The 21,212-nt window shown below is 48.6% G+C and carries 11 protein-coding genes; all 11 read right to left on the bottom strand.

Features of this window, described 5'->3' with window-relative positions:
* Positions 1 to 76: 76 nt before the first annotated feature.
* A complete protein-coding gene (locus NST83_RS12435) occupies positions 77 to 1,309 on the bottom strand; it encodes an aminopeptidase (RefSeq protein WP_342417815.1) in 1,233 nt (410 codons plus the stop codon).
* Positions 1,310 to 1,355: 46 nt separating this feature from the next.
* The gene (locus NST83_RS12430) at positions 1,356 to 2,945 is read right to left on the bottom strand and encodes an acyl--CoA ligase (protein WP_342417814.1); all 1,590 of its coding nucleotides are present in this window, start codon (positions 2,943 to 2,945) and stop codon (positions 1,356 to 1,358) included.
* A 178-nt stretch (positions 2,946 to 3,123) separates the two neighbouring features.
* Entirely contained in the window at positions 3,124 to 4,227 is a 1,104-nt protein-coding gene (locus NST83_RS12425) for a hypothetical protein (RefSeq protein WP_342417813.1), read from the bottom strand.
* 237 nt (positions 4,228 to 4,464) lie between these two features.
* A complete protein-coding gene (locus NST83_RS12420; protein WP_342417812.1) occupies positions 4,465 to 10,566 on the bottom strand; it encodes an aminotransferase class III-fold pyridoxal phosphate-dependent enzyme in 6,102 nt (2,033 codons plus the stop codon).
* A complete protein-coding gene (gene fabD, locus NST83_RS12415; protein ID WP_342417811.1) occupies positions 10,541 to 11,764 on the bottom strand; it encodes an ACP S-malonyltransferase in 1,224 nt (407 codons plus the stop codon). Before fabD ends, NST83_RS12420 begins: the two co-directional genes overlap by 26 nt.
* A 632-nt stretch (positions 11,765 to 12,396) precedes the next feature.
* Positions 12,397 to 14,406 carry a S9 family peptidase gene (locus tag NST83_RS12410; RefSeq protein ID WP_342417810.1) on the bottom strand — a complete coding sequence of 670 codons (2,010 nt, stop codon included), beginning with the start codon at positions 14,404 to 14,406 and terminating at the stop codon, positions 12,397 to 12,399.
* Between the two features lie 235 nt (positions 14,407 to 14,641).
* Positions 14,642 to 15,760: an LLM class flavin-dependent oxidoreductase gene (locus NST83_RS12405; RefSeq protein ID WP_342417809.1), complete on the bottom strand. Its 1,119-nt coding sequence runs from the start codon at positions 15,758 to 15,760 to the stop codon at positions 14,642 to 14,644.
* A gap of 57 nt (positions 15,761 to 15,817) precedes the next feature.
* Complete coding sequence (locus NST83_RS12400) at positions 15,818 to 16,366, bottom strand: GNAT family N-acetyltransferase (RefSeq protein WP_342417808.1); 549 nt, start codon at positions 16,364 to 16,366, stop codon at positions 15,818 to 15,820.
* A 133-nt stretch (positions 16,367 to 16,499) separates the two neighbouring features.
* On the bottom strand, positions 16,500 to 17,420 hold the full coding sequence (locus NST83_RS12395; RefSeq protein WP_342417807.1) for an NAD(P)/FAD-dependent oxidoreductase: 921 nt from the start codon (positions 17,418 to 17,420) through the stop codon (positions 16,500 to 16,502).
* 190 nt (positions 17,421 to 17,610) lie between these two features.
* Positions 17,611 to 18,114, bottom strand: a complete 504-nt coding sequence (locus NST83_RS12390) for a ferritin (RefSeq protein WP_342417806.1) — start codon at positions 18,112 to 18,114, stop codon at positions 17,611 to 17,613.
* Between the two features lie 134 nt (positions 18,115 to 18,248).
* On the bottom strand, positions 18,249 to 21,197 hold the full coding sequence (locus tag NST83_RS12385) for a glycoside hydrolase family 48 protein (protein WP_342417941.1): 2,949 nt from the start codon (positions 21,195 to 21,197) through the stop codon (positions 18,249 to 18,251).
* Positions 21,198 to 21,212 lie beyond the last annotated feature (15 nt).

Raw genomic sequence — 21,212 nt, 5'->3', positions numbered from 1 at the left:
TATTTAGCATATACAAAAACCCGCAAACGAATAAGATCGCTTGCGGGTTGCTATGCATTGAGATTGAGAAAAGGTTTTAAATCGCCCAGTTCCCATGACGGAACACGGCCTCTGTACTTCCGTCTTGCAGCTCGCCGTCAATATCCAGTTCAGCGGAGCCGATCATAAAGTCAACATGGGTCAGGCTGACATTGGCACCGTTCCGAAGCAGCTCCTCTCGGTTCATTTGTGTTCCTTTTTCGAGGTTAAAAGGGTATGCACTCCCCAGTGCCAAGTGACAGGAGGCATTTTCATCAATCCCTGTGTTGTAAAAGATGCGATTGAGATTGGAAATCGGTGAATCGTGCGGCACCAGCGCAACTTCACCCAAATAGCTGGCCCCTTCATCCGTAGCCAACAAATTCGTCAAATGCTGCTCACCGGATTCCGCTGTATATTTGGTGACTTTGCCATCCTTAAAGGTAAATGTAATGCGATCCACCAGCTGTCCGTTCAAATTTAACGGCATCGTGCTGGTAACATAACCATTTACACCTGTACGTTTAGGCATTGTGAAAACTTCTTCTGTCGGCATATTTGCCACGGTATAAATTCCTTGGGCGTTTTCACCGCCGCCGCCGCGCCAAATGTGTCTTTCGGCCAGTTCGATTCTCAAATCTGTTCCGGGTGCGCGATAGTGTAGACTTTTATAGTTTTTATGATTCAGCTTATTTTGTAGCTGTTCAAGATTATTTAGATGGCCCTGCCAATTCTGAATAGGATCAGAGCCGTCTACACGATTCATTTGGAAAATTGTATCCCACATGACTCGAATGCGGTCCTTCTCTGCTACATCGGCAAATACTTTATCGGCCCAAGCCTTCGTCGGTGCTTTAATCAAACACCAGCTAATCTTAGCATTCCGCGTATAGTGAGCATAGCCTTCTCTCGCCGTAGCCGCCGCCTTTGTCGCACGAGAAACATGTTGCGGATCAATACCTTGATATAAATCCGGATTCGGCACCTTAATCATTAGCGTGGCTCCACCCTCTTCGGCGAATTTCTCCATCATTTCTGCCTTCCAAGCTGGATAGTAATCAAAGCTGGCTTCGTCACCATGCTCAAAACGGCTGCGCGTAATCTGATCGTCCTCGAACTCCACCTGCACATATTTGGCTCCTGCTTCATAGGCTTTGTTAACGATCAGCCGCGTAAATTCGACAGTTTCCAGTGGTGCGGTGACCAAAAACACCTGTCCGGGCTGGATGTTGACACCTACTTTTACAACAAGCTCTGCATATTGCTCCTGCAATGCTTCAAATGAACTCATTTTCCCACGCTCCTGTTCCGCTTTTCATGATATTTACAATCTACAATTACAGTACAGACTGCTTCTCCAGTTCACGTAGCTCTACTCTTCTTATCTTACCCGAGCTGGTTTTGGGAAGCTCCTGAATAAACTCTATTTTTCGTGGATACTTGTAAGGTGCTGTCCATGCTTTCACATGATGTTGCAGTTCCTTCACCAACTCTGGAGATTCTTCTATTCCGGCTTTGAGCACAACGTAAGCTTTTACGACATGCCCACGGATTTCGTCAGGACTGGCTACGACAGCACACTCCTGTACGGAGTCATGCTTCATGAGTGCTTCCTCCACTTCAAAGGGGCCGATGGTATAACCGGAGCTGATAATGATATCGTCACCGCGTCCTTCGAACCAAAAATATCCATCCTCGTCCTTGCGCGCCCGATCTCCTGTAACAAAATAGTCTCCATGGATGCTGAATTCTTTGCGCTCTGGGTCAAGATAATACGTATGGAATAATGCCGGCAGATCAGCACGTACTGCAATATCTCCCACCTGACCTGGAGTCAACGGAACACCGTCCTCGTCTACGATCTCAACCAGTCCCGGCGCAATAGATTTACCCATTGAACCTGTGCGCAATGGCGCGTCCTTCAAATTACCAATAATCAAAGTGCTTTCCGTCTGACCGTAGCCGTCACGAATCGTAATGTTGAACTGCTCCTGAAACTTGTTAATGACCTCCTGATTAAGAGGCTCTCCAGCAGAAACCGCACTGCGCAATTGGGACAGATCATATTGATCCAGACCGTCTGCTTTCGCCATAATCCGGTATTCCGTCGGGGTACAGCACAACACTTGAATTCCGTACTGCTGCATGAGCTGTAAATATCGACCCGGACGAAACGAACCATGATATACGAATCCAGTCGCTCCATTACCCAGTACGGATAAAAACGGACTCCAAATCCATTTTTGCCATCCTGGCGCAGCTGTAGCCCATACCGTATCGGAGGCTTGGATATCCAGCCAAGGGGATGTAATCCGAAGATGGGCATACCCCCAGCCGTGGCTATGTACGACACCTTTAGGATTTCCCGTGGTACCGGAGGTATAGGCAAGAATTGCCATGTCATCCCGGTGCGTTTTCACAGCTTCAAAGGTATCTTCCTGTCCTGCCATCAGCTCATTCAGCGCAAGCCAGCCGGGTTCAGCTACCGTGTCGTCGCTGGAAACCGCGATACGGTAATCCAGGGAAGGCAAATCCCCGTCTACTTTGTTCACCTCACCAGTTACTCCGGTCCAGGCAATCACCCCGCGTGCTTCCGAATGGCGAAGCCGATAGGCAATATCCTTGGCCCGCAGCATTTCGGAAGAAGGAATGACGGCAAGTCCCAGCTTTAAGCATGCCAGGTAAATCACATACGCAATAATGCGACGCGGTACTATGACCAGAACCCGGTCTCCTTTGTTAAATCCCAGCCCTGCGAGTCCTCCTGCCAGTCGATTAGCCTTTTTGAGCAGCTCCCCGTAGGTAATCTCCTCGTAGTCTCCTGTGTCGCTTAACCACTTGATTGCTGCTTTGCCAGCGTCATGGTGCTCCATTTCCGCAGTCATATTGTAATATTCAGGCGCAAGCCATTGCTGTTGATCTGTCAAATTGTACATTCCCCTTTATACATAAGATGAAAGCTACGATATAATCTTATTATAACACGTCCTAGTACCAGGTTCTAAACCCAACATTATTTTTTTGGGAAAAATAATGTCCGTAAAAGCGAACGACAAAAAGAAAGAGCCTGGTTTCAGACTCTTTCTCTCTGCTGCTATAAAGCTTTTAAAACTGGAGTTCGACTTCCGTAGATGCAGCTTCCTGTCCGTTTACCAGCAGTATAATACGGTGTGCTCCTGGATAATGGCGGCGGGTCGTCAGGTCTGCAAAACGGTGGGTCCGCATACCTGTAAGACGGGTTCCTCCGGGGACGGTTTTGTCAGAAAGCAGAAACAATTTACGCGAGACTTGTCCTCTCGCCTTCACAAAGTCGATGCCATATTCGATGCGGACTCGCACCGGGTCGCCTTCCCGAAGTTGAAGCGCGTAGCTCAGTTCACAGCTATCCCCGAGCTTCAACACAGCAGGATCGGCGGTAAAAGACGCTTCCGTGACTAACGGGGACCCGTTTGTTTCTTCGGCATAGCCGAACAGTGCCATCACCTCGGGGCTGGACTTGCGAATCAGGGTCCTGCAGCCGTGACGTACGATCCAGTCGGTGTCAGGATGCGTACCTTTCCATCGTAGAGCTGTTGCAATGACCGTTTCGGGATGGTCCTTGGCGATGTCGTTCAGGTTGTTGGCTACACTTTTACGTACATAGAGTGAGGGATCGGTTTTCAACAGTTCCAGCACGGCCAATACCGGAGCGGGATCGCGCTTAAATATGGGCAACGCCTGCCCCCACGGCAGACGTGGACGACAGCCTTCGCTGGCAAGACGGCGAACGTGCTCGCTCGAATGTCCCGCCCAGACCGTCATCTGGCGCATCATCCGTTCCGGTTCACGCAGGAGGAAGGGTCTCACGGCAAACTCCGCAGATGACTTCCTAGTGAAACGCTCCAGCGCTTCCATGGAAAGCGTCCAGTGTTCCTCTCCCTGTCCATACACCTCCACAAAATCCGGAAAGAATAGGTACGGGAAACCGCTGCAATGCTCGTCTATGGCAAAAAGGACAGCCAAGGCTTCTTCATAACGACTTGGCAAGAATGTTCCCAATGTTAGCGAAATCCGCCGCATCCGGGCTTTTAGCTCCAGCTCATTCCACGTCTCGTCCATGACTTGATGGATAAATCCCTGGGTATCAAACGAGCTATAAGCAGTTTGTACTCTTTCGCCGAACAGGCGAAGAAAATCCTCAGTGTACATATTTTTTAAAGGTTCAGCCATCTTGTATCTCCTTTTGTGTCTGAATATAAACGATAGATTCATACCTTCGTCTATGATAACCATAAACGACGCTCCAACACCAGCACCAAAATGATCTGCCTCGACGTGGCGAAGCCAGACATACTAAAAATGCCAGGCCCTATGATAAGGCCTGACATTTGGCATGCGTGGCTTACGAATTGCGGGAAAGCTCTCCCAGGGTGAAAAGTTTCTCATTCAGTTCTTTGGTGATCTTATTCATTGAGAGTCACTTCGTTCCGAGACAGAGGCAAACCAGAGCTGTTTTTGATCTGGAGTCAGCGCAATAACGGTTTCTGGAGCGCCCACTGCTTCAGCCTCTGCAGGTATGGTTACAGGTACAGGTTGCTTACCCGGCCCAGGGCCGTTTCCATTCGGTGGCGGGTCTGGTAAAAATCCTCCTTTACGCAGCTCGTTCACGCTATCCTTGACCGCTTGCACGATTCGCGCAATATCTTCCTCGGTATGAGCCGTGGACAAGAAGCAGTTTCGTCCCTCCCAAATATAGATGCCTTTGTCCAGCATGTGATAAAAGAATAATTCCAGATCGCCTTTGAGCACGAAGCGGAACAGGGAGCCAAAGTTAACAACTTTCATAGGTACGTGTTCGTCCGTGAAATAGCTGTTCATCTCGGCTGCTAACGCCGAGGTGCGGCTGTTCAAGCGATTTTGCAGCTGCTCGCCATTGTGCTCCAAATGATCCAGCACCGCTAAGGATGCAGCCATTGCCAGCGGATGATGGCAGAAGGTTCCTGCGACAAAGGTCCGCTGCTGCTCATGTTGTGGATAGGAATCGTCTCCGAAGCTCCACGTACCTCCGTCGATCCCGTTCATAAAGGCGGCTTTCCCGGCTACGATACCGATGGGCATACCGCCGCCAATGATTTTACCGTAGGTCACAAGGTCAGCTTGCACCCCAAACCACGCTTGTGCCCCTCCCGGGTGAATCCTGAAGCCTGTTATGACTTCATCAAAAATGAAGGCAGTACCCGACTGTTCCGTAATCTGGCGAATGTCCTGCAAAAAGGCTTGAGGCTGAAAATCTGGTCGACGGCTTTGCACCGGCTCCACGACAACCGCGGCCAGCTCATGCGCATGGGTGCGGATGTAATCCAGGGAATTGTCCGCTCCATAATGAAGCACGACGATATCGTCCACCATATGCTGCAAAATACCTGGAGCGAGAGGTGTCGAATGCTCTTTGTTGTCACTCGCGCTCCCCAGCGCCAGCACCCCGTCAAATGTACCGTGATACGAGCCGGCAAAAATGACAACTTTAGCCCGTCCCGTAGCAGCACGTGCCAAACGGAGCGCGACCATGACGGCCTCCGTGCCGGAATTGTACAGTGCAATCCGTTCCACGCCGGTCATCTTGCAAATTTTCTCGGCGACTTGTCCAGCCATGTTGGACATCGGGCCGACACACATGCCGTTCTTCAGCTCTTCCTCCATTTTTTCACGAATAAAGGCCGGATTGTGTCCGAACAGATTTACGCCAAAGCCCATCGTCAAATCGACATATTCATTGCCGTCCAGATCCCAAATTTTAGACCCGTCTGCACGCTGAGAAACGATTTGGTACACCATTTCCTTCAAAACTGGCCGAAAACCAGCCACATTACGGTTATTGGCGTATACGGAGCGGTACTGCTGGGTGTACTGTTTGGTGCTACGCGTACGGGCCGTGTAGCGTTCAATCAGCTCTTGCAGATGTTGTTCCTGACGGAGAGAAAGCAATTCACGTGCTTTGACATCCAGCTTTTTATAAGGTGTAAACGGCTTGGCTTCATTGCCTGTCTGCTTGGGAATAGCCTGTACGGATGGAGCGGGTGCTAATGCGGCCGCAACTTCCTGCTTGGATTCGGTACGGATAATCTCCGCGCTTCCTCTACTTGCTGATGGCAAAACGCCGGATTCCGTGTTAAATGGCTCAGAAGCTATTACGGATGCAGATGGCTGATGCCGGAGAACATCAAGCTGCTGTGACATCAGATGTAGCTGTTGCTCCAAAATTCGCTCTACACCCGGAGCTGTAGCGATTGGGAAGCTTTGAGCCCGTGTTTGCCCAGCCGGAACGCCGGATTCATGAGACAGTTGGGTTAACGGAGAAGCTGCATGATCAGCCTGATTCAGAGCTGTTTCCGGACGATTTCCCACAGACTGAACCGGGGTTTCAGCAGACGTGGAAATGCTCACCCGCTCGGCTACGTAGCTGGTTAACAGCTCCAGTGTGGTCAACGATTCGAAAAATTCGTTCATTGGAACGTCTAGTCCGAAGGTATCCTTGATACTGTGGCGAACCTGGGACAAATTAATGGAATCCAGCCCAAGCTCCAGAAAATGTATTTGTGGCTCCAGCTCCTCCAGACTGAGCTGGGACACGTTACTGATCATTTTCGCTAATCTTTCAAGGATAGAAGATTTGTGCTGATCAGTAGCCGATGCTGACACCGAGTACTCGTTCCCCATAATTCCAGTCTCCCTTACTGTTGAGTTTTCATGAACGGGTGCCTTCTGCTCCTTTCGAACCTGCTCGGGCACGTTAATCCAGCATCTTTTCCGTTCGAATGGATACGTAGGCAGAGAAACCTTTTTGTAGTGCTTACCTGCATATAGGGCACTCCAATTGATCTGCGCTCCCTGCACATACTTGGCAGCCAGTTGCTCCAGTGATTGCAGCGTGTCCAAGCTTCCAGTGACCGTCTCTGCGCCACCTGTGCTATCCGCTTTCCCGGTGTATACACCTTCGACAGCTCTGCCTTGTTCGTGCAACTGAAGCACCTTTGCTTTCAGCGCATCCGCTCCTGCGGCAGTCACCGCAATCCGGTGATTCAGGTGGCTTCTGCCCGTGTTAGCCGTATAGCATACATTCTGCATCACGAGTTCTTCCGCCCGTTTGAACCGTTCTGCGTACCGCCCGACCAACTCGCGCAAAGCGGATTCACTCCGCGCTGACAGGGTCAGCAGCAGCGGTGATGACCCATTGCTGCTGCCCGTGGAGGATTTATCCGATTCCGTCTTTGCTATATATTCCTCCAGCACCACATGGCAGTTTGTCCCACTGAATCCAAAGGAACTCAGCCCGCTTCTTCTCGGGAAGCCGTCCGTCTTCCATTCCCTCAGCTTCGTATTGGCATATACCGGAGATTCCTCGAAATGGATCTTCTGGTTTGGCGTGCGAAAATGAACGAGTGGCGCAATCTGTTGATGCTTCATGGACAGTACGGATTTGATCAAGCCCGCAATTCCGGCGGCTTCGTATAAATGGCCGATATTCGTTTTGACTGTGCTGATCGCCACAAATTGCTTGCGCTGTGTACGCTTGCGGAAAGCCTTGGTAATGCCGTCAATCTCGATCGGATCACCCAGCTTAGTTCCGGTGCCATGCGCTTCGATATAGCTCACCGTTTCTGGATCAATCTGTGCATCGCGCCACGCCTCCGAAATCACTTCCGCCTGAGCGAGCGCATTCGGTGCGGAAATGCCAATCGTGCTGCCGTCCTGATTGATGGCACTTCCCTTGATCACGGCCAAAATGTTGTCACCGTCTTGTTCTGCCTTGCGCAGCGGCTTCAGGAAAACGGCTCCAACGCCTTCGCCCCAGCCCGTTCCGTCCGACTGGTCATCGAAGGCTCGTGCCCGATCATCGGAGGATTCCATGCCTATACCCGCTTTCAACGGCAGCAAAATCGTCTTCACTCCACCTGCCAGTGCCATATCGCAGTCTCCATTGAGGATGGACTTGCAGGCCAGATGCACCGCCACGAGTGAGGAAGAGCATGCTGTATCAATCGTTAAGGCCGGGCCTTTTAGATCGAGTAAATACGCAATCCGGCTGGAAATAATGGACGATAAATTACCAATGGCAAAGTTCGGCAGCGCGCCTGGTTCCACCTCGGACAACAAACGCTCATATTCGAAGCTGGTTTTGGAGAAGCCAACATACACGCCAACCTTTTGGCCTGCCAGCTGCTTGCCACCATACCCCGCATCCTCAATCGTGCTCCAGGCGGTTTGTAGAAATAACCGTTGATTCGGGTCCATTAGCGAAGCTTCCCGTGGTGTCAGCTTAAAGAAGGAGTAATCGAACTTGTCTACTTCGTCCAAATAGCCACCTTCTGCGATTTGCATATTCCGTCCTTCCGTATTCAGACGGGACATGAAAGCTTCGGCATCTTTTCTTCTTTCATCGCTGTACGGACCGATATTGTCTGCCCCTGATGACACATTCGCCCAAAACTGCTCTAGTGTATCCGCTTGAGGAAACTTGCCGGACATGCCGATGATGGCGATATCCCGGTCATTCGCTTCCTCCTTGGCCTCGGGCTGTGTTGTTGCAGTCGCGTCGCTGCTTAGGCTTTGACTGGAGATATACGAAGCCAGCTTGGCGATGGTCGGATAGGAAAAGAAGTCCGTCACCTCAATATGAATCCCTAATTGGTCCTCCAACTGGTCCACAATTTGAACGAGCTGCAAGGAAGTGACTCCGATATCAAAGTAGCTATCATCCGTTCCAATCGACTTTACATTTAAAATATCCTGGCAGATTCCAATCAGCTTTTGTTCTATTTCCCCTTGAGGCAAGACTGTACGCTCAGCCGCTTGCGCGATTTGAGTAGCCTCGGCCAGTGATGTCAGTATTTCATCGAATTCGCCCTGCTCATAACTTTGGGCTAATTTAAAGCGCTGAACCTTCCCGCTGGTTGTTTTAGGGATACGCCGGATCGGAACTACATCCTGAATATGCCAACCGCCCCGGTAATTCAGATGACTTTTCAGTTTTTGGACAAGCGGCACAAATTGCTCTATCTTTTTCGTGTGCATCACAAAAGCAACAATACGATCCTGCCTGGTTTGCCCATCATGAACACCACACACCGCTACTTTCCCTAGATCCACGCCATCCAGTTCCTCGGCAGTTCTCTCGATGTCATGCGGATAAACGTTCTGTCCGTTCACGAAAATGATATCCTTGGCTCTACCAGTAATAACCAGGCGGCCATTTCTCATAAACCCTAAATCTCCGGTGATGAGCCATCCATCCTCTGTTTTAACCTTCGCGGTAGCCTCGGGATTGTTGTAGTATCCAGCTGTCACATTTTTGCCGCGGATCTGTGTGTGTCCAATCATCCCATCTTCCAACACCCGATTATGTTCATCGCAAATGCGGACAGAGGTACTGGCCAACGGATTCCCCAAATCCACAAAAGTAAGACACCGCTTGTCAGACTTGTCTACTTCTTCTATCGGTTCACCTACGTGTAGCTGCTGCCGATTCAAATGAAACGGAATAAAGGTATCTTGGTCCAGAGGGGGAGTGGAAACACCTACGCTCGCCTCTGCCAATCCATAGACTGGATACATCGCATGTTTATTCAAGCCGTGAACACTCATCGCATCCATAAACACATGGCAAAGCTCTACAGATATCGGCTCAGCTCCATTTAAAATCATGCGTATGCTTGATAAATCCCAGTTAGTTGCTGTTTCAGGCTTGTACTGATCGAGAAAAAATTTATATCCGAAATTGGGAGAGCATATTTGAGTCACCTTATGCTCCGATACTTTTTTTAGCCATAAAGACGGGCGGCGGATAAAAAGTGCCGTCGGCATAATCAGTTGCTTGGCATTAGCGATTACACAGGTTAAATGAAAGGCGATCAATCCCAGGTCATGCGTAAGCGGCATCCAACCCAAATAAGCATCCTTGGAGCTCATGCCCGTTTGATTTGCGACATCCCGAATATTGTAAACCAGATTTTCATGTGTCAGCATGACCCCTTTAGGATCACCTGTAGAGCCTGAGGAAAATTGGATAAAAGCCAAATCCTCCGGTTTGGATACATGAACTACACCTTTATTCAGACCGGAATAGTCGAATGTATGGCTTGAAAAAGTTGCTTTTTTAACAGGCTCAAAGGAATTCAGCAGTTCGTGCTGATGCGCGTACTTTTCCAGTTGCTCCAAAACCTTGTCATCTGCAACCATATAAGGGCGGGAGAGCGTATTCCAGATTTTAAACAGTTTCATTTTATGCTCATCATTATTCCCGATGCTTACAGGAACAGGAACGATTCCACCGAGCAGGCAGCCCCAAAATACATTCACAAAGGTATGATTGTCGTCGATCTGCATGATCAGCTCATCGCCAGGTTGTATCCCTTTTTCCTGTAATACATGAAGCACCTGTGATGCTTGCTCCAGAAGTTTACTGTAGGACACATATTCCTCTTGCTTATCACCGGAAATAAAGGTGATCCCGTTCTCATCCCGGCGTGCACGGTCTTGAATGATTTCAATTAAAGTTTGAAACTGCTCCATCCTGATCCCTCCTTAATTGCTCTAGCATTACTTTCTGCTCTCCTTCGGAGACCCGTTTGGTTTGCAACACCATGCGAATACACCCCAGTATTTCCTGTCTTTGCTCAAAAGCTGGTGGTCGACTACTGCCTGATTCTGAGTTCCGCAATATTTCTTCCAGTCTCCGGACAGGTGAAATAACACCCTTTAGATACTCATCTTCATTCCAATTGGCATTGGGGGTAGACACTGCCAGTGAAAGGGAACGGGCAACCCAATCACGGATCGAGAAACGGCGTTCCAGTTCAACGCGATCCAAGTCTCTGTCCAGAGACAGCACTTCGATGGTAGTGTTTATTTCCTTCGCCAAATTTTTCAGCACCGTTCGCGGGCCTAACTCGATGCTCTGCTTCACGCCATGATTCGCCATATACTGCATGGTTTGTATCCATCGAACCGGGTGAGTCATTTGCAAAATCAATCCTTGACGAATGCTGTCTACATCAGGGTATGGCTGGGCGGTCATATTGGAGATCACGGGCCACCGCGCTTCATGGAAGGTGTATTTTTGCAGCTCGATGGTCAGCCTGTCCGCAGCATGCTGCATAAGCGGACTATGAAAAGGACCGCTGACCTGCAAGCGAGTAATTTGGGCCCCCCGCTGTTCTAACTTGCCAGCAACCACAGCTACCGAAATATGATGACCAGAGACGACATACTGATTGGGCGAATTGTAACAGGCAATGACAGCAGGCTGATCGACTGTGGAATGCAGACGACAGAATTCTTCCACGACGTTCAGCTCCGCTCCACGAATGGCAATCATGCTGCCCAGCCCTGCCTCAGCGGTTTCTTCCATGAAGCGTCCCCGCTCTTGTACCAGTCGTAAAGCGTCGCCAAAGGATAGAACACCGCTACTTACCAGAGCTGAGTATTCACCCAGGCTATGACCTGCTGAAAATTCCGGAATAATCCCGATTTCGTGCATATAACGTCGGAATGCAATGACGCTGATCGTAAGAAGTGCGGGCTGAGTATAGAATGTCCTGGATAATTGGGTGATCGGACCTGCCATGCATAAAGCTTTCAGATCATATCCCAAAATATCAGCGGCCTCTTCAAACAAGCGATCCGCTTCTGTAAAATCGCTATGCCATGCGGCTCCCATTCCTGTATACTGAGATCCTTGTCCTGGAAAAACCAAAGCCATTCGATTCATACCAAACCCCTTTCCTCCCCACAAAGATGTGGCAAAACAAAAATGTTTTTACGATTCAGGTGTTAATGTACATATGTATGGAAATGTGAAAATATGGAGATGGATACAACAAACCATGACAAAGCAAGGTTGTAAGGTTGACAAGAAAAGAAATAAGCGACAATTTAAGATTTAATTTGGTGATTAAATTGCCAAACGTAGTGTAATTGGATATAAATTCAGATGTGTGTGAAAAGCTTAGAAGTGTGAAAAGCTCGGAGTGGACTAAAGACTTAGGTTGGGACCTAAGAATCTAGTATCATAGATGAGTGTGTCGAAAAAATACCGAAAACAACGCAATTTCATTCCAAAAGCAAGGTTTAATTGTGAAATATTTTAATTATATAATAAATATGGACTCGAAAAAAGTCAATATTTTTTCAAATTCCTTTAATGGGAAAAAAATAAATAAATAGAGATTAATAGTATTTTATAAACACAAAAGTAAATTAAAGCATAAATTTATAATGTATAAGTATATTATACATACAAACAATACCCTCTTTTGTATGAAAATCAGGCATTGTTTGTAATTTTTTTAATGAATTTTTGTAAAAATTTCTGTGTCGTAAGTGCAAGAAACGGATGACGTGTTATATCTGGTGCTTGACAAACCAATTTGAAATGCGTTGCAGTCGTTCCACACGAAGCTGCGGATGCCCTTTTCGTGAAAGCTCATGGCTTGAGGCTGGAAAACGAACAAATTGCGTGGATTTACCCAATCGCCGTAGTGCTGTAAATAGCTGCTCTCCCTGCTCAATGGGACAACGAAGATCCTGCTCCCCGTGCAAAATAAGCAGTGGTGTATTTATTTGCTTAACATACGCCAGTGGAGATTGTCTCCATAAGACCTCGAAATCGTCCCAAGGATTGCCGCCGACCTCGTCTTCTGTAAATGAGTAGCCAATGTCGCTCACGCCATACATGGATAGCCAGTTGGATATGGAGCGCTGGGTCACGGCTGCACGGAAACGGTCTGTGTGACCGACAATCCAGTTAGTCATAAAGCCTCCGTAGCTCCCCCCCGTAACACCTAGTCGTTCTGGATGAATGAATGGAAACTGCCGAATGGCCTCATCGACCGCACTCAGCAAGTCCGTGTAATCTCGTCCGCCGTACTCGCCAAGAACAACATTGGTAAAAGACTGGCCATACCCCCTGCTTCCCCCCGGATTTGTGTAAATGACCGCATATCCCTGCGCTGCTAGCAACTGGAATTCATGAAAAAAAGAGTGGGAATACATCGCATGGGGACCGCCATGGATTTCCAAAATGGCGGGATAGGTAACTCCCTCCCCAAAACCGACTGGCTTCATCACCCATCCCTGGACCCTCCGACCATCCTCGACCTCAGTCCAGAAGCTCTCGGGCACACTTAACCCGATCTCTTCCAGCAGCAAGTCATTCACCTGCGTCAGTCGTTCCTCTGTCCCGGAAGAGATCGCAATTCGAAACAAATCGCCCGGCAATGTCACATGAGTTGAAGCTGCAATGATATGCTGCTCATCCGGGGTGAGCGTGAACTGATAAATTTCTCTGTCTCCCTGCGTCAAAACTGTAAAGCTTCCATCAAGTGCAAACTGATATATATGCACATTCCCTTCACGGGTTACAAGCGTATATAGGGATTGACCGTCCATACTAAAACGTGGTGGCCCTACATGAAGGTGTGAGCGCATATCGCTCATACCCGCGTTACCGAGGTGTGCGTCCAGCGTTTCACTAATGCATACTGCCAAGCCACCACTCGAAGGGAGGATGTATAATCGGGTCTGGGTCGCGTCTTTAGCATGTCGATCATGTCCGTAAAAGGCAATCGTTGAACCATCGGGAGAGTATTCAGCACTCTCGATTTGCAGTTCGGAGAAGGTTAGCTTTCGCGGTGCTTCCGCATTTCCTTTTGAAATAGTAGGAGCTATCGTAAACAAATCATTTTGCTTACGTAAATCCATATCCTCTTCTGTATGCTCCGCTATTCTGGCCACGAATAAAATAAGCTTGCCATCCGGCGACCAGACAGGTTCCGCGACGTCATACGCGCCGAACGTCAGTTGGACAATTTCCCCTGAATTTACATCAGTCACATATAAGTGATTACGTGTATCATCCCATAGCCCGTAGCCATCTGACTTGGCTTTTGTTCGGTTAACGACCTGTCCTTTCGGCTGCACTGATGTCGGGGATGATAGACTCTCTGTGGTTTTTGCAACAAAGGATATGTATGCTCCGTCCGGTGACCAAGCCAATGAATGAACGTCTTTCTCTGCCCATGTAAGCTGCCGAGCCTCTCCTCCGCTAGCTGGAATGATCCATACCTGACGCTTACCTTCCAGCGTACGGAGAAAAGCAAGCTGTGATCCATCAGGTGACCAGACAGGTGATTCGTCTTTCGGCCCATATGTGAAGGGCAACGGCTCGGAGTTTTCTGATGGCAAAAGCCAAATGTCAGAATTATAGTCTATCCGGTCTTCATTAATATACTGCTCGACGTAAGCGACTGCACCGTTACCTGGATGCACAGCAGGATCGCTGACCCACCGAAGTTGATATAAATCCTCTGCTGTTATATGTCGTTTAGCTATACTGGTTTGCGGGTCGCTCAAAACAATTCCTCCTCCAATCATCAGATCTCTATAAGATTCGAAATATATTAATCCGATGAAATATGTAAGATTTAAATGATATAAAATTCACGTTACTCTTTTTACTTGTTTCTGTCAATTTGCTTCTTCATGTATTTCCAATACAAAAAAACCTTATCTCTCTGGTCGCAACGGACCTGAAAACCTCCTAAACTCGGAGGCTTTTTATGAAATAAGGTGATTGAACAGTCAACAACTATAGTTGAAAAATAGGAGGTATGGGTGGCGCATCATTTTTTACAGGGATAATCGACCTGCTTCCATCATCCAAATTCGGCCCATGCTCCCAAATCGTGCTCGGAATTTCCCGCCGCAGCACCGGTATGATATTCTCGCTAAAGCGATGTAGCTGTTCGAGCTGCTCCTGCTCATCCAGCCCGTCTACGCTGATGCTGAGTACCTGGTGACCAAACGCGGTATGATAGTTCCGTATTTTTTCAAGAACGCTCTCCGCAGAGCCTATCAGAACAGGACCGTTACGAATATTATCCTCCAGACTCGTGAAGGGCGACTGATTGTGCTGAGCTGCCGCTGTCGAGTGGTAGGCATCATAATAAGGACGATACCGTCGAATCGCTTCCTCATCCGTATCTGCCAGATACAGACTCCCTGCTCCGGCACCAATCACAGCCTGTGACGGATCATGCCCGTAATAAGCCAGTCGTTCCCGGTAATGATCAATGAGCGCTTTATACTTGGCCTGCGGGTGGAAAGAATTTGAGGAAAATATCGGCTCCCCGTATTGCGCGGCCAGTTCGGTCGATCGTGTACTGGAAGCACTGCCATGCCAGATGGGAATCTGCTGCTGATACGGCCGCGGCTGTGTCGTGACTTGATGCAACGGTGGACGATAGCTTCCTTCCCACGTCACCTCTTCCTCACTCCACAATCGTTTGAGCAAACGATAGCGCTCGGCAAGCGAGTCCCACTGTTCTTCCTCTGTAATTCCAAATAACGGATAATGGCGCGGATCATTACCTTTCCCAATAATAATCTCTAATCTTCCACCCGATAAATGATCCAACGTCGCATAGTCTTCTGCCACGCGCACCGGGTCCAGCACGCTAAGCACCGTCACCATAGTCAGCAGACGAATCCGTTCGGTTTTCGCCGCAATAGCGGTCAGCACGAGCGGGGGTGAGGATGACAGAAATGGCGCACCGTGCCTCTCCCCCACACCGTATGCATCAAAACCAAGTTCCTCTGCGAGAACAGCCTGCTTGATTACATTTTGGAATTTTTGCTGCGAGCTCCAGGCTTCCCCGGTAATCGCATTAGGCAGATTAGCCATCAGACTGAATAACGCAAACTTCATTTCATGAAAACCCCTTTCGGAGAATGAATCCGCTTCGTCCCATCCCAGGTATCGGCTCTAATTACGGTTAGCAGTCTCGGCTTCGTTTGTTTCACGAATATACGTTTTAAATAATTCCGGATTCACAACTTTACGCAATAAATGCATCGTTCCGTCTCCTGTACCATGGTCAAATGCATGAATACGCTCATACCCCCAACGCTCATACATAGACAGCAGATAGGGATGCTTTTCGGCTGTTGCCAGCGTAACGGCAGGAGCTCCCAGCTGATCACGGATTATAGTCTGCTCTACCCAGTTGAGCAGCTTGCGTCCGTAGCCCTTGCCCTGAGCAGCCGGATTGACGGCAAACCACATGACAAAGGGGAGATCCGTTATAAAATTAAGAGCTCTATTTTTGAGATGACTAACTGTAGCCTCAATTACACCATCGACCTCCAGCACGTAGCAGTCATTATTTTTAATATTCTCCTGAATGATAGGAATGTCCGCCTGAGCGGCAGGCCATTTAAGCTCCAACTGCCGAATCGTTTCGTACGCCTCATAGGTCACGTACTGCAATCTTTCCGCATCTTCCTGTTGTGCCAGACGATAGATTTCGCTCATGTTAACCCGCCTCTCCATAAAAAATATTAATCCTATCTACTTAATCAGGAATAAAAGATAAAATAACTGTAGCATGCTCACAATCCAGCGACAAATAAATTTTTTCTATAGGTATATTTAAAATAACGATAACCTAGCGAAAGTGACCCCGAATTGCAAAATCTTCCTCTGTCAAATCCATGTTAACGAACATACCAGTTCGGCTGCCGTCGGCTGCGGCAAAAATCAATTGGGAAGGCATGAAGTATGAAGAATCCCCGGCGGCGTATACACCAGGTATAGAGGTTCTTCCTGATTCATCCGTCTTGATCCCGCCCGACTCCAGCTTTTCACAGCCCAAGCGTTCTGCAAACGGTGTACTTTGTACAAATTTGGGAGACACGAACCCGCCAGTCCTTGAGACTTGAGTTCCATCCGTAAATTGAACATGCTCAAGCTGTCCATTTTGTCCGATGAAGGCTGCAACAGGCTGCTCTATCACCACAATTCCCTTCGATTGAAGCCATTTTTTTTGCTCGAATGTCAGGGAAGCATGGCCGTTCGTGCAGGCGATTATATCCTTGCTCCAATTCAGGAGTAATTTGGCCGTATGATAGATGCCCGGAGATTCGGACACAACGACAAGCGGTTGATCCCGTAGCTCCCAGCCGTCGCAATAGGGGCAATTAAACAAGCTTTTTCCGTATAGTGGATAAAAGCCTTCGATCTCGGGAAATATCTCCTTTACGCCCGTCGCCAAAATCAGTTTTCGCGCTTGAACGCGAAGGCCTGACGAATCAAGCACCTCAAATCCGGGTTCAGTTTTTTCAATTGAAACAACCTCGGCTTGCAGATGATCGACAGACGGATAGCGCAGTACTTCCTCATAAGCAACGCGACGGAACTCGGACGGCGTTACGCCGTCTCTTGTAATAAAGCCGTGCGATGCATGCGTAACGGCATTTCTGGGCTGGTTGTTGTCGATCAAATTCACACTTCGTCTTGCCCGGCCAAGCACAAGGGCTGCATTCAATCCGGCGGGGCCTCCGCCAATAATAGCACAATCGTAAATCATGATGCTCATCTCCTTAAAAAAGATATTAAAGACTCATTATATCTATAATATACTCGAATTTGCTGATGTGTCAAGCTGCACCTGATCATAAAAAAAAGCAAAAAAAGCCCGAAAACCGGGCTTTTCTAATTCCTCGTCTCATAACATGCCAGCCATATCCTTAGCATTCAGACGAAAAGTGCATGTTGCTTTATTCCGCAGGGGGTGTGAAGCTGCGTTGGGCAAATTCACTGTCCAGCATATAAAAAGCGTTGCTATCTCTTTCAATACGCTTGAGCTTCTGGATCACATTGTCGAACAGAGCTTCCTCTTCGACTTGTTCATCAATAAACCATTTCAGAAAATGGATCGTCGCATGCTCACGTGCGTCCAGGGCCAGGTCAGCCAAATGATAAAACTTCTGCGTATTTTGCTGCTCGTGCTTGTAGCCGTGCTTGAACACATCGAGCATGGAATCGTAGCTGTTTTTAGGCTCAGGCAATGCAGCCAATGTAGCGCGTCCTCTGCGATCATTAATATATTTGTACAGCTTCATGGCATGAAACCGTTCTTCTTCAGCTTGTACCAAGAAAAAGTTTGCGAACCCATCCAGACTTTCGCCGGAGCAATAAGCAGCCATTGCCAGATATACGTGAGCGGAGTAAAATTCAAAATTCATTTGCTCATTCAGAGCCTGTGCCAAATTGTCTTTCATGTCTCAGGTCACCTCGGTCATGTATGTGTTGATGTAGCGATCTTAGTGTACCACGAAACCAATCATAAAAACGAGCGCAATGTGAGTTTTACACCCTCTCATTGCGCTCGCCTCACACTAAGTTTATTTTACAATCAAGGCTCCAGTCCCCATACACGCTGGTCGTTCACATACAGAGGCGTTTTGTTCCAATCTGTATAAGACGTTTTGGTCGCATCATAAGAAAAATCATCACTTTCGTTATAATTGCTCCAGTCCGTCTTGTTCAAGCGAACCTGAATATCTCCCGTGTTGGCTCCTGCTGCCAGACTTCCCGCACCAGCTCCAAAGGAGATTTCCAGATAGTAATCTGCACCCGTAACCGCCTTATCCAGTTTCACAAAGCGTCCCTGAACGTTGCTGCTACCCACTTGCGCATAGTCACAATGAAATTCCTGCGGTTTATCGCCATCCACTGTAAAGTAATACCGCAGCTTGACAGTCTTCAGATCGACAGCCTCTTTCCCTTTGTTTACAACACGGAAAAGCGGACGGATCTGATTATCTCCCGGGTTCGTGTCGCCCACACGGTATTGGGCAACCACATCTCCCATAGCCGGCATCGGTGCTGCCGTCGGCTTGGCGCTGACCTCGGCAGAATCCGGGCTGGTTCCCAAGGAGTTGGTCGCACTCGCTACATAATAATAGGTGGTTTCATTCACCACACCTGTATCCTTGTAAGTGCTATCCGTTACCGTTGCTACCGTGGTATAAGGTCCTCCACTGGTTGTGGAGCGCTTGATGGTATAGCTGTCGGCCCCTGTCGCTTTGCTCCAGGTCAGTGTAACCTGAGCATCCCCGGCATTTGCTTTCACATTTGCCGGAGCTTTAGGAGCTGTCGGCTCGGTTGTACCACTACCGTTGATGAGACGGTCATATTCGGCATAAGCTGTCGCCATATCAACTTGTGACCAAAAACGGTGATACGTAAATTCTGGAGCGCCTTTGTCCCATTTTTTTGTTTGATTATTCCAAGAGGTCGTGTATTTGTCCTTGAGATAAGACCATTGCGGATCTTTGGTGATGTTAGGCCGAATATCAGTATAGCTGGAATACGTACCATTACCACCCTTGGACGGATCAGAGGCGGTAGCGTTTGCACCAGGAATGGTGTTGCCTTGCCCAGTTTTACCAGTCCAGCCGTTAGGGATATACACTTCTTTCGTAAAATAACGATAATAATCCTCACGTGCTTCCTTTGTGGTAATGCCTACACCGTCGTTGTAACCCCATGCAGCATCAAGCAAAGCTTTAGACAGATCTTTGGCTTCCTTGCCTAATGCGGTGTAATCTCCTTTTTCGGCCTTCGTTCCGGCAGCAAAGAAAGTAAGCGCTTTAGCATAACTGCCCAGCACTCCCGCATCTTGCCCTGGGTTCTTCGTTACCACATGCAAATTGGCATTCCCTTTATGATTGGCAAAGCCGGTCCAGGTTTCTGGCTTCCCGCTCCATTCCAAATTGCCTGGCACCCAGAACTCGCCTTTAGCTGCTGTAGTGGCTACCTTCGGATTTTTACCACCCAGAATGCGCTTGCCTTGAGCGTCCAAATAGTATCCCTGCGCGTCTGTCACAGGACGTTCGTTGGCGAATGCATAGCTCTTGGACCACGCTACCCAGTTTTCCGTTACTTGCTTGGCCATTTTAAACTGCTCGGACGAAGTATCGCCCTTCTTAGCTAAAATGTAATACAGTTCGGCAACCCGCTCGACGGGCCAAGCCTGCATTCCGAACCAATTGTTGGACGGTGGATCTTGGTATACAGGAGCGCCTGTATAAGCCATTCCATAGAAGGTGCTTGTGCCAGACGGATACGCTTTGTAGGCACCGTCCCAGCTATTCGTTGCTCCACCTGCAATGGCCCCCTCGTCAGATTGCAGCCACGTATAAAATTCCAGTTGGCGCTTCAGCGAGGTCGCCCAATCCTGTCCCGCCGTTGGTGAATTTGGTATTAATCCGCCATCCTGATCGGATAACGCGTAAGCCGCAACGACATTTTGGTAGCCTTGATGCGCATGGCTGGCGCCAATCCGCCAAGCCCAGTTGCCGCTTTGACCCAGTCCGCCACCCCATGCCGTATACCATGCCATCAGATAATGGCTGGCATCCTTGCCGGAACCAGCGGTCGGAGTCCCATTGGAAGCGCTTCCGATTTTTTGAAAGTATTTATCGTACATACCGTAACGCAAGTAGTCGCCCATCTTTTTCGCTTTATCCAGATATACCGGGTTGTCATATCCCAGTTCTTTCGCCCAGTACATGGCTTGAACCGCCCGTGCGTCCGCATCGGTGGCATTCGTGTAGCGCCATTGCTGTGAAGGAGCATTATTTTCCTTGGTAAACAGGCTCATAAAGCCTTCATTCGCTTTACCAAATTTTTGATTATCCTGTGATGGATGCGGGACGGATTCCCAAACCGATTCCTGCTCCCCGCGTTGGAAGGTGTTCACATAGGCTGCTGTATGCGACGGATTCAGCAGATTGCCAAAACCGTACCAATTATCCACGTCCAGCAGCCAATGCATCAGATAGGTCTGATTGTTGCCATAGGTTGCCTTTAGCTCTGCATCCAGCGGGTCCTTGCCACCACTATACTGACCACTCAGACGGCTTGGATATTGATCCGGCTGCGGGTACTCTGCTGCATAGGTAGCTGGGCTGTTAGGGTTGTAGTTACTCATAGTAGGCTGTTCTTCCTTGCCATCCCCTTCATTAACAGGAATGATGTATTTCTCCATATTGTCCCAAGCGGATTCCAAATTTCCCCAATCCCCGGTATAATGACCATACAGCACTTCCAGCCACATCCAGTAGCTATACGCTTCCGAGGTCGTTAAGTGTCCGTAGTCTGGAGCCTCACTCATCAGGGTTTCAACAGAATGGTAGGGTATCCCTTCTTTGGAAAAATATCCACTGGCCGGGTCCTTCAGTTGTTTGTACAATTGAAGAAAACGTGTGGATTCAGGTGTTGCGGCTGAAGCACGGTCGGGTTCGGCTTGAAATATGCCCAAAGTTAGCGGAAGCACCAAAATGGCTGACATGACCATAGAGACAGATTTCCT

Source organism: Paenibacillus sp. FSL R10-2782 (assembly GCF_038592985.1).
GTDB lineage: Bacteria > Bacillota > Bacilli > Paenibacillales > Paenibacillaceae > Paenibacillus > Paenibacillus terrae_C.
The sequence above is the reverse complement of the archived record's forward strand: the minus strand, read 5'-3'. Positions and strand labels throughout refer to the sequence as shown.

What these genes read in the sequence shown, in the direction of transcription:
- NST83_RS12385 (WP_342417941.1), bottom strand. Translation starts at nt 21,197, where the DNA reads ATGGTCATGTCAGCCATTTTGGTGCTTCCGCTAACTTTGGGCATATTT.
- fabD (WP_342417811.1), bottom strand. Translation starts at nt 11,764, where the DNA reads ATGAATCGAATGGCTTTGGTTTTTCCAGGACAAGGATCTCAGTATACA.
- NST83_RS12425 (WP_342417813.1), bottom strand. Translation starts at nt 4,227, where the DNA reads ATGGCTGAACCTTTAAAAAATATGTACACTGAGGATTTTCTTCGCCTG.
- NST83_RS12435 (WP_342417815.1), bottom strand. Translation starts at nt 1,309, where the DNA reads ATGAGTTCATTTGAAGCATTGCAGGAGCAATATGCAGAGCTTGTTGTA.
- NST83_RS12400 (WP_342417808.1), bottom strand. Translation starts at nt 16,366, where the DNA reads ATGAGCGAAATCTATCGTCTGGCACAACAGGAAGATGCGGAAAGATTG.
- NST83_RS12395 (WP_342417807.1), bottom strand. Translation starts at nt 17,420, where the DNA reads ATGATTTACGATTGTGCTATTATTGGCGGAGGCCCCGCCGGATTGAAT.
- NST83_RS12405 (WP_342417809.1), bottom strand. Translation starts at nt 15,760, where the DNA reads ATGAAGTTTGCGTTATTCAGTCTGATGGCTAATCTGCCTAATGCGATT.
- NST83_RS12420 (WP_342417812.1), bottom strand. Translation starts at nt 10,566, where the DNA reads ATGGAGCAGTTTCAAACTTTAATTGAAATCATTCAAGACCGTGCACGC.
- NST83_RS12390 (WP_342417806.1), bottom strand. Translation starts at nt 18,114, where the DNA reads ATGAAAGACAATTTGGCACAGGCTCTGAATGAGCAAATGAATTTTGAA.